Consider the following 12,368-nt stretch of genomic DNA (forward strand, 5'->3'; position numbering starts at 1 on the left):
AACTCACGATTCCTGAACCTGATGACTAAAACAACTCAAGGGCTTAGCCCGGCACTCATCCTTTTAATGTCCGTGGCAACGGGTCTGGCCGTCGCCAGTAACTACTACGCGCAGCCACTGCTCGATACCATCGCCCGCGCATTTAACCTTTCTGCCAGCTCAGCTGGCTTTATTGTCACCGCCGCGCAGCTTGGCTATGCCGCCGGGCTGCTTTTCCTCGTGCCGCTGGGCGATATGTTTGAACGTCGGATGCTGATTGTCTCCATGACCTTGCTGGCCGCAGGCGGGATGCTGATCACTGCCAGCAGCCACTCGTTAACGATGATGATTATCGGCACCGCCTTAACGGGTCTGTTCTCCGTCGTGGCGCAGATTCTGGTTCCGCTCGCCGCCACTCTCGCCTCACCAGAAAAGCGCGGCAAGGTGGTGGGAACAATCATGAGCGGCCTGCTGCTGGGGATTTTGCTGGCGCGGACCGTCGCCGGGCTGCTGGCGAGTCTTGGTGGCTGGCGTACCGTGTATTGGGTGGCGAGCGTACTGATGGCCGTGATGGCGCTTGCCCTGTGGCGCGGGCTGCCAAAGGTGAAGCAGGAAAATCACCTTAATTATCCGCAGCTTCTCGCCTCCGTTTTCAGCCTCTTCACACACGATAAACTGCTGCGTACGCGTGCGTTGCTGGGCTGTTTGACCTTCGCCAACTTCAGCATTTTATGGACCTCAATGGCGTTTCTGCTGGCCGCGCCGCCGTTCAATTATTCCGAAGCGGTGATTGGTCTGTTTGGTCTGGCGGGCGCTGCGGGAGCCCTGGGCGCGCGTCCGGCGGGCGGACTGGCGGATAAAGGCAAATCCCATCTGACGACCTCTGCCGGGCTGGTTCTGCTCCTGCTCTCCTGGGCAGCCATCTGGTATGGCCATACCTCTGTGCTGGCGCTGATCGTCGGTATTCTGGTACTCGACCTGACCGTACAGGGCGTGCATATCACTAACCAGACCGTCATCTACCGCGTGAAGCCAGAGGCGCGTAACCGCCTCACGGCCGGATACATGACCAGCTATTTTATTGGCGGCGCAGCGGGTTCGTTGATTTCAGCCTCGGCGTGGCAGCATGCCGGTTGGTCAGGCGTGTGTGGGATAGGGGCAATCGTCGCCGCACTGAATCTGCTAGTATGGTGGCGTGGGTACCATCGCCAGGACGTAATTAACTAAGTTTTACATTGCTTTGGGCCTCTTAGGGTGTAAAGGGGCCCTGCAGTCTGTTAATGTAAACGTAATCATTTATCCCAGAAATTTTAATGTGGGTGACATATTTTCTACCGGCATGAATAGTTCAGACCCCCGTCCTCACATCCTCTCTTCCGCGGGTTCACTCCCAACGCTCTCTGTGCTCACCGGGTCACGGACTTACCCGGCGCTTTCTGATGGTGACATAAGTTTGGCGGATATAACCGCACAAATAATTCATTTACATTATTTGTCACTATCGTTACTATATCGGCTGTAATTAATGAGGTTATGCCCAAATGGATAGTTCGTTTACGCCCATTGAACAAATGCTTAAATTCCGCGCCAGTCGTCATGAGGACTTCCCGTATCAGGAGATCCTGCTGACCCGCCTGTGCATGCACATGCAGGGTAAGCTACTGGAAAATCGTAATAAAATGCTGAAAGCTCAAGGGATTAACGAGACGTTGTTTATGGCGTTAATTACGCTGGAGTCTCAGGAAAATCACAGCATTCAGCCGTCAGAGCTGAGCTGCGCACTGGGTTCATCCCGTACTAATGCCACCCGTATTGCCGATGAACTGGAAAAACGCGGCTGGATTGAACGCCGTGAAAGCGATAACGATCGCCGCTGCCTGCATCTGCAGCTGACCGACAAAGGTCACCAATTCCTGCGTGAGGTGCTGCCACCTCAGCATAATTGCCTGCATCAACTGTGGTCTGCCCTCAGCACCACCGAGCGCGACCAGCTTGAGCACATTACTCGCAAGCTGCTGACCCGTCTGGACCAGATGGATGAAGACGGCGCTGTTCTTGAGGCGCTGCGCTAACGCGACAACACGCTCAACAATCCCAGACTCATAAGAAAACCGACAGGCCAGCACGTCACACTGCTGGCCTTTCTGACAACAGCTCGGCTCAGCCGATGTGAAAATAAGAAGATCGTGGAGAACAACAATGAGCGCAAATGCGGAGAGCACTACCCCGCAGCAACCGGTCAATAAAAAGGGCAAACGCAAAAGCGCCCTTATTGTACTGACATTGCTCTTTATTATTATTGCCGTGGCATATGGGATCTATTGGTTTTTAGTATTGCGTCATGCTGAAGAGACAGACGATGCATACGTGGCAGGGAACCAGGTACAAATTATGGCGCAGGTATCGGGCAGCGTGACGAAAGTCTGGGCTGATAATACCGATTTTGTGCAAAAAGGGGATGTATTGGTCACGCTCGATCCGACCGACGCCCAACAGGCTTTTGAAAAAGCCCAGACCGCGCTGGCCTCCAGCGTCCGTCAGACCCGCCAGCTGATGATCAACAGCAAGCAGCTGCAGGCCAACATCGACGTGCAGAAAACCGCACTGGCGCAGGCGCAGAGCGACCTGAACCGTCGCGTTCCCCTCGGCACTGCCAACCTGATTGGCCGTGAAGAGCTGCAGCACGCGCGTGATGCCGTTGCCAGCGCACAGGCGCAGCTGGACGTGGCGATTCAACAGTACAACGCAAACCAGGCGATGGTGCTGGGCACCAGCCTGGAAAACCAGCCTGCCGTGCAACAGGCTGCCACCGAAGTACGCAACGCGTGGCTTGCCCTGCAGCGTACTAAAATTGTCAGCCCGATGACCGGCTACGTCTCTCGTCGTTCCGTCCAGCCTGGCGCCCAAATTAGCCCAACCACGCCGCTGATGGCGGTCGTTCCGGCGGACAACCTGTGGGTTGATGCGAACTTTAAAGAGACGCAGCTTGCCCATATGCGTATCGGCCAGACCGCGACGGTGATCAGCGATATTTACGGTGATGACGTGAAGTACACCGGGAAAGTGGTCGGCCTGGATATGGGGACCGGCAGTGCCTTCTCCCTGTTGCCAGCGCAAAACGCCACCGGGAACTGGATCAAAGTGGTTCAGCGCTTGCCCGTACGTATTGAACTGGATGCAAAACAGCTGGCGGACCATCCGCTGCGTATTGGCCTCTCTACGCTGGTAACGGTTGATACCGCCAACCGCGATGGTCAGATCCTGGCAAGTCAGGTGCGCAGCACCCCGGCTTATGAAAGTAACGCCCGTGAAATTAGCCTCGATCCGGTCAATAAACTGATCGATGACATCGTGAAGGCAAACGCCGGTTAATCCGAAGGTGAGCGTTATGCAACAGCAAAAGCCGCAAAAACCGCTGGAGGGGGCGCAACTGGTTATCATGACCATTGCGCTGTCGCTGGCGACATTCATGCAGGTGCTGGACTCTACCATCGCAAACGTGGCGATCCCGACCATCGCCGGTAACCTTGGCTCGTCACTGAGCCAGGGGACCTGGGTCATTACCTCGTTTGGGGTGGCAAACGCCATCTCCATCCCTATCACCGGCTGGCTGGCAAAGCGCGTCGGTGAAGTGAAGCTGTTCCTGTGGTCAACGGTATTATTCGTGCTCGCCTCCTGGGCGTGCGGCATGTCCAACAGCCTGACGATGCTGATCATCTTCCGCGTCATTCAGGGGATTGTGGCCGGGCCGCTGATTCCGCTGTCGCAGAGTTTGCTGCTGAACAACTATCCGCCCGCTAAGCGCTCTATCGCGCTGGCGCTGTGGTCAATGACGGTGATTGTCGCACCGATTTGCGGGCCTATCCTCGGCGGCTATATCAGCGACAACTACCACTGGGGCTGGATCTTCTTCATCAACGTGCCAATTGGTGCGCTGGTGGTGATGCTGACCCTGCAAACGCTGCGCGGTCGCGAAACCCGAACAGAGCAGCGGCGAATTGACGCCATTGGTCTGGCGCTGCTGGTGGTCGGGATCGGTAGCCTGCAGGTGATGCTCGATCAGGGTAAAGAGCTGGACTGGTTTAACTCGACAGAGATTATCATCCTGACCGTTGTGGCGGTGATATCGCTGAGCTTCCTGATCGTCTGGGAGCTGACGGACGATAACCCCATCGTCGATCTCTCGCTGTTTAAGTCGCGAAACTTCACCATCGGCTGCCTGTGTATCAGCCTGGCCTACATGCTCTACTTCGGCGCAATCGTTCTGCTGCCGCAGCTGTTGCAGGAGGTATATGGCTACACCGCAACCTGGGCAGGTTTGGCTTCTGCGCCAGTGGGGTTAATTCCGGTCCTGCTGTCGCCGATTATCGGCCGCTTCGCTCACAAGCTCGACATGCGCAGGCTGGTGACCTTCAGCTTTATCATGTACGCGGTGTGCTTCTACTGGCGCGCGTATACGTTCGAGCCGGGCATGGACTTTGGCGCATCCGCATGGCCGCAGTTCATTCAGGGCTTCGCCGTGGCGTGCTTCTTTATGCCGCTGACGACCATTACGCTTTCCGGCTTGCCGCCTGAGCGCATGGCGGCGGCATCAAGCCTGTCGAACTTTACGCGTACGCTGGCAGGCTCCATCGGGACGTCGATCACCACGACCCTTTGGACCAACCGCGAGTCGATGCACCATGCGCAATTGACCGAAGCGGTGAACCCGTTTAACCCTAACTCGCAGCAGATGTACAGTCAGCTTCAGGGAATGGGAATGACGGAGCAGCAGGCTTCCGGCTGGATCGCCCAGCAGATCACCAACCAGGGCCTGATTATCTCGGCAAACGAGATATTCTGGATATCGGCGGGGATCTTTATCATCCTGCTGGGACTGGTATGGTTTGCCCGACCACCGTTTGGCGCCGGAGGCGGTGGCGGCGGTGCGCACTAACGTGCGGTGTCCAGATCGCGACAGCGATTGTCAGTAACGATAAAGCAGCGCTCCTGAAATCGATTCACGATAGTGAAAAGACAACAGGAGCGCACCATGCTGAAAACACCTTCCGACAAATACCAACCTCAACCTGCTATTTCCCTGCCCGATCGCCGCTGGCCTGAGCAACGCCTCACGCAGGCGCCGCGCTGGCTTTCCACCGATTTACGCGACGGTAATCAGGCCCTTGCCGAGCCGATGGACAGCAACCGCAAACTGCAGTTCTGGGCGTTGTTACTGCGTTGCGGATTCAAAGAAATCGAAGTCGCTTTCCCCTCCGCCTCGCAGACGGACTTCAATTTTGTGCGTCAGTTGATCGACGAAAACCGCATTCCGGATGACGTCACCATTCAGGTATTAACCCAGGCGCGTGAAGACCTTATCCTGCGCACCTTTGCGTCGCTGCGCGGGGCGAAGCAGGCCACTGTACACCTGTATAACGCCACCGCCCCGCTGTTCCGCCGCCTGGTATTCGGTATGGAGAAAGCGCAAATCGTTGAGCTGGCGACCCGTTCCACGCGTCTTATCCGCACGCTGTGCGAAGAGAATCCCGCCACCCGCTGGCAATACGAATACTCTCCGGAAACTTTCTGCTTTACCGAGCCGGACTTTGCGCTGGCGATTTGCGAAGCCGTGGCAGACATCTGGCAGCCGTGCGCCGAACGCCCGATGGTGATCAACTTACCGGCCACCGTTGAGGTCAGTACACCGAATGTGTATGCCGATCAGATTGAGTATTTCTGCCGTCATTTCAGCCGCCGCAGCGATGTCTGCATCAGCGTCCATCCGCATAACGACCGCGGCACCGGTGTCGCCAGCGCGGAGCTGGCCCTGATGGCCGGTGCAGACCGTGTCGAAGGGTGTCTGTTTGGTAACGGCGAACGAACCGGTAACGTCTGCCTGGTCACGCTGGCGATGAACCTCTACAGCCAGGGGATTAGCCCGAATCTGGACTTTAGCGACATGAATCACGTGGTGGAGGTGGTAGAAACCTGCAACCAGCTGCCGGTGCATCCGCGCCATCCGTGGGCAGGACGGCTGGCGTATACCGCATTTTCAGGTTCACATCAGGATGCCATCAAGAAAGGCTTTGATGCCCGCAAGCCTGACGAACGCTGGGAAATGCCCTATCTGCCGGTTGACCCACAGGATATTGGTTGCACCTACGAAGCGGTGATCCGGGTTAACAGCCAGTCAGGAAAAAGCGGCAGCGCGTGGCTTATTGAACAAAACCATGGTCTGAAATTACCCCGCGCCCTGCAGCAGGACTTTAGCCAGCACGTACAGCAGGAAACCGACCAGCACGGTAAAGAGATGACGCAGCATGCGCTGTGGCAACTGTTCCGCACACGTTATGGGCTGGTAGAGACGCCGGGCTTTGCCCTGCACGCTTACCGTAGCGACAGCCAGCAGGACGGGCAGTTACATCTGACGGCAAGCGTCACGACGCAGGGCGGGATGCGCCAGCTGGAGGGGCAAGGCAACGGGCTGTTATCCGCGGCGGCCAATGGTCTAAGCCGCTGGGTCACGACCCCGTTTGTCATTAAGGACTATCACGAACATACGCTTGGGGAGCGCAGCGACAGCCGCTCGGTGGCGTATATCCGCTGTCTGTTTCAGGATGGTAGCAGCCGCTGGGGCGTCGGCATTGACAGCGACGTGGCCCGCGCGTCTCTTCAGGCTCTGTTCAATGCTGTCAGCTAGCTGTCTTTGAAATAATCGCTGGGTGATATCCCCATCACCCGGCGAAACATCGCCGTAAAGGCACTGTGGCTGCCGTAGCCCAGATCCAGCGCCACTCGTAGCACTGGCTGACCTTGTCCCAGGCGCAGCAGCGCTTCCAGCAGTCGCGCCCTTCTTAGCCACTCACCGTAGCTTAACCCCGTCTGCTGCTTGAAATGGCGGTTCATCGTGCGTTCACTCATACCAAGCGTGTTTGCGGCCTGCATGCTGCCCCAGCTTTCCCCCGGCAACAGCCGGATCTGCTGGCAAAGGGTACGCAACGGCTCGCTTTCGGGCTCAGGCAGGTGAAACGGCAGCACCCGCATCGTGCGGATTTCATCCAGAATGAGCTCATATACGCGCTCATCACGACTGCCCGGCGAGTAGGACGTCTCAAGCGTCAGCGAGGTGAGGATAAGTTCGCGTAACAGACCGGAGATCTGGACTATCTGACAGGTTGCCGGAAGATCGGCTCGCGCCAGGGGATCGATAAACAGCGTGCGCGCCGCAACGTTGCCGGTAATACGCAGAGAGTGCGGAGTGCCCGCGGGTAGCCAGACGCCGCGTCCGGGCGGCACCACCCAACAACCTGATGCGGTATCGACTCTCACCACCCCACTCAGGGTGTGCAGCAATTGCGCGCAGTCGTGCTGATGCCACGGCTCGCTGTCGCCATGAAGGTAATCATGGGCATAAGGAACAAGTGGGCGATGGGTAAAGGAGAAGGTTGAGGTTGTGGTCATGAGGTTAAACGCCCCTCACCCTACCCTCTCCCTGAGGGAGAGGGAAAAGGTGCACTAGATGTGCAGTTCCTGCAGTTTTTCTTTTGGCAGCGCCAGCTCTTCGTTGCTGTTTACGCGAACGTCACGCTCGATGATATGACGCGCGATCTCCTGGGCTTCTTCCAGAGAGTGCATCTGGTAAGTTCCGCACTGATATACGTTCAGCTCAGGGATCTGGTTCTGCTCTTTCACCTTCAGCACATCTTCCATTGCCGCTTTCCAGGCATCCGCGACGCGTTTCTCTTCAGGCTGACCAATCAGGCTCATGTAGAAACCGGTACGGCAACCCATCGGAGAGATATCGATGATCTCCACGCCATTACCGTTCAGGTGGTCACGCATAAACCCGGCAAACAGGTGCTCCAGGGTGTGAATGCCTTTCTCTGGCATCACTTCTTTGTTGGGCACGCAGAAGCGCAGATCGAATACGGTGATCGTGTCGCCGTGCGGGGTGTGCATGGTCTTCGCCACACGTACTGCAGGTGCTTCCATACGGGTATGGTCGACAGTAAAGCTATCTAATAACGGCATACGTCACCTCCGATAGTGATTTTTTTTAAAATAAACTGAACTCTTCTACAAAATGCACGTCTGAGTATATGAAAGACGCGCATTTGTTATCATCATCCCTGAATTCAGAGATGTATATTTTGGCCACAGCGATGTGGCCTTTTTCTTTTCTGTTAAGCCTGTTTCGCCAGAAACGCCTCAAACGACTCCGTATCCGCCGCTTCAACCTCTTTCTGACGCACGACAGAGGCGTCTCGTTCCGCCACAAAATCGGCTTCACTCAGAATCTCTAACGGCTCCTGCTTCAGCATCTCGCGGTATTCCGCAGAGAGCGAACGCCCGGTGCCGCCAATACCCTGATCAATCATAGAACGCAGAATACGCGCTGAGAACGTCAGTTCCGGGTTATCAAACGATTCAACCAGCTGGTCGCAGACGTTTTGATAGGCTTCCCCGCCGTCAATGCTGTCCATGGTCCGGGCAACACGCTTCAGGTCACGGAACAAATCCTTACCGACTTTCGTCAGCGGGAACTGCGCTGTTTCGCAGCCAATACCCAGAGTCAGACCCGGCTTGCGCCCTTCCAGAATCACGCGGTTCCAGTTGGTACGGGTACAGAGCAGTTCCTCTGAACTCATTTCCGGCGCATCCGCCAGCACGCACCAGACCATAAACAGATCCAGGAAGCGAACCTGCTGCTCATCAACGCCGATGGGTGAGAACGGGTTGATATCCAGCGAGCGCACTTCTATGTATTCAATCCCGCCGCGCTGCAGTGCATCCGACGGGGTTTCACCGCTGCGCGTAACGCGCTTCGGACGAATAGGCGCGTACAGTTCATTTTCAATCTGCAGCACGTTGCTGTTGATCTGCAGGCGCTTACCGTCTTTTTCGAGGCCGATTTTCTCGTACTCTTCCGACGGCGTTTTGATCGCCCGCTTCAATCCTGCCACATATTCGTGCAATTCGTTAAACGTAATACCGAGATTGCTTTGCGACTTATTGGTATAACCCAGATCGCTAAGACGCAGGGAGGTGGCGTACGGGAGATAGTACATTCCACACTCTGTCTTCTCGAACGGCAGCGTGGTCGGTTTCCCCTGCAGGAATGACGAGCATATCGCAGGCGATGCGCCAAACAGATACGGAATGACCCAGCCAAAACGATAGTAGTTGCGGATCAGGCGGAAGTAGCCCGCGGAGATCGCGTCTTTATCCGTTTCGCCACACTTCGCCTGCCAGAACGCCATGGGTAAAGAGAAATTGTAATGCACGCCAGAAATGGTCTGCATCAACGCACCGTAGCGGTTTTTCAGCCCCTCACGATAGAGCGTTTTCAGTTGACCGATATTTGACGTGCCGTATTGCGCCAGTTCAATCTCCTGGCCTTGTTCGATATAGCACGGCATGCTGAGCGGCCACATACGCTCATCACCCAGATTGCGGGCAGTGTAGCGATGGATGTCGCGCAGAATCGTTAGCATATGATCAATATCACCATCCACTGGCGTGATGAATTCCAGCAGCGCTTCAGCGAAATCGGTTGTGATCCATTTATGTGTCAGCGCCGAGCCTAACGCCTTCGGGTGACCCGTTGTCGCTAAGCTACCGTCCGCGTTAACGCGCAGCGTTTCACGCTCAAGACCACGCTGAATACCCTTCAGTGCCTGAGGGTGATTTTCCAGCCAGGCCAGCGCCTGAGATACGTCCGGGATCAAATTGACCTCCCGCCTGTCAAAGTATTGTTACTCAGCATAATTGTAATGGTTGACGATTGAAGGTCGCGTATTCATTCCACCAATTAGTGCCACCACGTCATACCCTGTAGTGTTGCCCATGCCACGAGAACATAGCGCAACGCCTTGCCAAGGCACAAAAAAAAGAGCACTGGCCCCCAGGAGATGCGCATCCATCCCGCCAGCAGGCACAGTAAATCACCTATTACAGGCATCCAGCTTAATAACAGCGTGGCAGCGCCATAGCGTTTTAGCCAGCCGACTGCCTTTTCCTGCCAGCGCGATTTTTCACGCAGCGGAAAGAAACGCCCAAGAATAACGTTAGTCAGCCCTCCAAAGCTATTACCTATTGTTGCTATTAACACGAGCAACCAGGGCTGACTCACGCCAGACAACAGCATCGCTACCAGCACTACTTCCGAATTTCCCGGCAAGAGCGTGGCGCTTAAAAAACTGCTGGCGAATAATGATAAAAGTGACAGCGCGTCACTCACAGTAAGCGGACGTCCACAACATCCATCCCGGCATCGCGCGCGGCCTGAATACCAAAATCAGCATCTTCGAACACAACACATTTCACCGCAGGCACACCCATCAGTTCTGCACAACGCAGGAAGGTGTCCGGTGCGGGCTTGTGATTTTGAACATGATCGGCGGCAACCACCGCAGAGAAATAATGGCGCAGGCCAAGATGGGTGAGCAGCGCTTCCGCAATAGCGCTTTCACTGCCCGTGCCAACGGATATAGGACGACGCCCGTGCCATGCTTTTACGACGTCAATTAACGGTAACGGACGCACGGTATCTAAAAGCATCGCTTTTACCGCATCGGTTTTTTCACGGGCCAGAAGGTGCGGGTCGAGATCGGCATGATTACGTTCAATCACGGCCTGCGCTATACGCCAGGTTGGGGCTCCGTTGAGGGCGATCATCGCCTGAAGATCGAAACGCATACCGTAACGAGCAAGGACATCAGTCCAGGCTTGACGATGCGTGGGTTCGGTATCCAGGAGAGTGCCATCCATATCGAAGATCAAACCGTCATACTGTGCGTACATCGTGCTCTCGCTAAACGATTAACAAAGCATTACTTTATCGTAAACGGTGGTTTTTGTCGCTCAAAGAGAAATGATTGCTGACGGAACGTCGAAGGAATAACCAGGGAGAAAGAGAGTGGTACAGAAAAGAAGATGGTGCATCCGGGAGGATTACTCGGCTGCGCCTCGCCCTTCGGGCCGTTGCTAAGCAACGTTATCTTCCCTGGTGCTTGCGGCTAACCCGCAGACCTTGAAACAACAGCCTTGCTGTTATCTCGGAGAAGATGGTGCATCCGGGAGGATTCGAACCTCCGACCGCTCGGTTCGTAGCCGAGTACTCTATCCAGCTGAGCTACGGATGCATCGGGAAATGCTTTTGAAACAGTAAATGGTGCATCCGGGAGGATTACTCGGCTGCGCCTCGCCCTTCGGGCCGTTGCTAAGCAACGTTATCCTCCCTGGTGCTTGCGGCTAACCCGCAGACCTTGAAACAACAACCTTGCTGTTATCTCGGAGAAGATGGTGCATCCGGGAGGATTCGAACCTCCGACCGCTCGGTTCGTAGCCGAGTACTCTATCCAGCTGAGCTACGGATGCATCAGGGTACTGCTTTCAGAAATAGTAAATGGTGCATCCGGGAGGATTACTCGGCTGCGCCTCGCCCTTCGGGCCGTTGCTAAAGCAACGTTATCTTCCCTGGTGCTTGCGGCTAACCCGCAGACCTTGAAACAACAGCTTTGCTGTTATCTCGGAGAAGATGGTGCATCCGGGAGGATTCGAACCTCCGACCGCTCGGTTCGTAGCCGAGTACTCTATCCAGCTGAGCTACGGATGCATCGGGATTTACTATTGTACTACTCGATATTCATATCACTTCGAAAGCAATATGAAGTAATAGATGGTGCATCCGGGAGGATTCGAACCTCCGACCGCTCGGTTCGTAGCCGAGTACTCTATCCAGCTGAGCTACGGATGCAAAATGGCGGTGAGGCGGGGATTCGAACCCCGGATGCAGCTTTTGACCGCATACTCCCTTAGCAGGGGAGCGCCTTCAGCCTCTCGGCCACCTCACCACACAACGCCTCTTTCGAGTGCTTCAAGTAACTCGTTAAGAGCTTCTCGTCGCTGCGTGGCGCATATATTACTTTCTGGGACTTATAAGTCAAACAATTTTCCAAAAGCTTTTATCGTTTGCACAAATCACACGCAATTCGCATGCAAAAGCTGCAAAGAGGGTGTTTTATAAGCGGATTTTGCAGGCATCTTCTCAGAAAACTGATGACAGAATAGTGATGTTGAGGCGAGTTAAGGGTAAGAGAGTGGTTAAAAACAGAGCGATTGAAATTAAACGGTAACTTTAAGCAGGAAAAATGGCAGGAGAGGTTGCGTCTCGCCCGACAGCGAGACGCGACAATATCAGTAACTGGACTGCTGGGATTTTTCAGCCTGGATACGCTGGTAGATCTCTTCACGGTGGACAGATACTTCTTTAGGAGCGTTTACACCAATACGTACCTGGTTACCCTTTACCCCTAAAACTGTCACGGTGACCTCATCCCCAATCATGAGGGTCTCACCAACTCGACGAGTCAGAATCAGCATTCTTTGCTCCTTGAAAGATTAAA

11 protein-coding genes and 5 tRNA genes are annotated in these 12,368 nt (G+C 55.2%); 5 read left to right on the forward strand and 11 right to left on the reverse strand.

Going from position 1 to position 12,368, the window contains the following annotated elements; genetic code table 11:
- The first annotated feature begins 21 nt into the window (after nucleotides 1–21).
- The 5 genes from ACN9MQ_RS17545 to leuA all read left to right on the forward strand — a co-directional run bounded on the left by ACN9MQ_RS17545 (nucleotide 22) and on the right by leuA (nucleotide 6,661).
- Nucleotides 22–1,206, forward strand: coding sequence for an MFS transporter (locus ACN9MQ_RS17545; protein WP_014171322.1), 1,185 nt, complete (start codon nucleotides 22–24; stop codon nucleotides 1,204–1,206).
- 314 nt (nucleotides 1,207–1,520) lie between these two features.
- A complete protein-coding gene (gene emrR, locus ACN9MQ_RS17550) occupies nucleotides 1,521–2,051 on the forward strand; it encodes a multidrug efflux transporter EmrAB transcriptional repressor EmrR (RefSeq protein WP_014171323.1) in 531 nt (176 codons plus the stop codon).
- Nucleotides 2,052–2,178: 127 nt separating this feature from the next.
- Nucleotides 2,179–3,351, forward strand: coding sequence for a multidrug efflux MFS transporter periplasmic adaptor subunit EmrA (emrA, locus tag ACN9MQ_RS17555; protein ID WP_040018933.1), 1,173 nt, complete (start codon nucleotides 2,179–2,181; stop codon nucleotides 3,349–3,351).
- 16 nt (nucleotides 3,352–3,367) lie between these two features.
- A complete protein-coding gene (gene emrB, locus ACN9MQ_RS17560) occupies nucleotides 3,368–4,915 on the forward strand; it encodes a multidrug efflux MFS transporter permease subunit EmrB (RefSeq protein ID WP_020883860.1) in 1,548 nt (515 codons plus the stop codon).
- Between the two features lie 96 nt (nucleotides 4,916–5,011).
- Nucleotides 5,012–6,661, forward strand: a complete 1,650-nt coding sequence (gene leuA / locus ACN9MQ_RS17565) for a 2-isopropylmalate synthase (protein WP_426021187.1) — start codon at nucleotides 5,012–5,014, stop codon at nucleotides 6,659–6,661.
- On the opposite strand, the gene ACN9MQ_RS17570 is transcribed toward leuA, so the two are convergent.
- From ACN9MQ_RS17570 to csrA, 11 genes are all read right to left on the reverse strand, one after another.
- Nucleotides 6,658–7,422 (reverse strand): AraC family transcriptional regulator, encoded by a 765-nt coding sequence (locus tag ACN9MQ_RS17570; protein ID WP_426021186.1) that lies wholly within the window; start codon nucleotides 7,420–7,422, stop codon nucleotides 6,658–6,660. The genes leuA and ACN9MQ_RS17570 overlap by 4 nt on opposite strands.
- A gap of 54 nt (nucleotides 7,423–7,476) precedes the next feature.
- A complete protein-coding gene (luxS, locus tag ACN9MQ_RS17575; RefSeq protein WP_008499539.1) occupies nucleotides 7,477–7,992 on the reverse strand; it encodes an S-ribosylhomocysteine lyase in 516 nt (171 codons plus the stop codon).
- Between the two features lie 152 nt (nucleotides 7,993–8,144).
- Nucleotides 8,145–9,689: a glutamate--cysteine ligase gene (gshA, locus tag ACN9MQ_RS17580; RefSeq protein ID WP_014171329.1), complete on the reverse strand. Its 1,545-nt coding sequence runs from the start codon at nucleotides 9,687–9,689 to the stop codon at nucleotides 8,145–8,147.
- Nucleotides 9,690–9,772: 83 nt separating this feature from the next.
- Nucleotides 9,773–10,201: a YqaA family protein gene (locus ACN9MQ_RS17585; RefSeq protein ID WP_426021185.1), complete on the reverse strand. Its 429-nt coding sequence runs from the start codon at nucleotides 10,199–10,201 to the stop codon at nucleotides 9,773–9,775.
- Nucleotides 10,198–10,764 (reverse strand): fructose-1-phosphate/6-phosphogluconate phosphatase, encoded by a 567-nt coding sequence (gene yqaB, locus ACN9MQ_RS17590; protein ID WP_426021184.1) that lies wholly within the window; start codon nucleotides 10,762–10,764, stop codon nucleotides 10,198–10,200. The genes ACN9MQ_RS17585 and yqaB overlap by 4 nt, the downstream gene beginning before the upstream one ends.
- 264 nt (nucleotides 10,765–11,028) lie before the next feature.
- A tRNA-Arg gene (locus ACN9MQ_RS17595) sits at nucleotides 11,029–11,105 on the reverse strand.
- Between the two features lie 158 nt (nucleotides 11,106–11,263).
- Nucleotides 11,264–11,340: transfer RNA gene (locus tag ACN9MQ_RS17600), tRNA-Arg, on the reverse strand.
- 161 nt (nucleotides 11,341–11,501) lie between these two features.
- Nucleotides 11,502–11,578 (reverse strand) — tRNA-Arg (locus ACN9MQ_RS17605).
- Between the two features lie 64 nt (nucleotides 11,579–11,642).
- A tRNA-Arg gene (locus tag ACN9MQ_RS17610) sits at nucleotides 11,643–11,719 on the reverse strand.
- Between the two features lie 4 nt (nucleotides 11,720–11,723).
- A tRNA-Ser gene (locus ACN9MQ_RS17615) sits at nucleotides 11,724–11,816 on the reverse strand.
- A gap of 343 nt (nucleotides 11,817–12,159) precedes the next feature.
- Nucleotides 12,160–12,345, reverse strand: coding sequence for a carbon storage regulator CsrA (gene csrA / locus ACN9MQ_RS17620; protein ID WP_000906486.1), 186 nt, complete (start codon nucleotides 12,343–12,345; stop codon nucleotides 12,160–12,162).
- Nucleotides 12,346–12,368: the final 23 nt, after the last annotated feature.

Source organism: Enterobacter sp. R-25 (assembly GCF_049913205.1).
Taxonomy (GTDB): Bacteria; Pseudomonadota; Gammaproteobacteria; order Enterobacterales; family Enterobacteriaceae; genus Enterobacter; species Enterobacter ludwigii.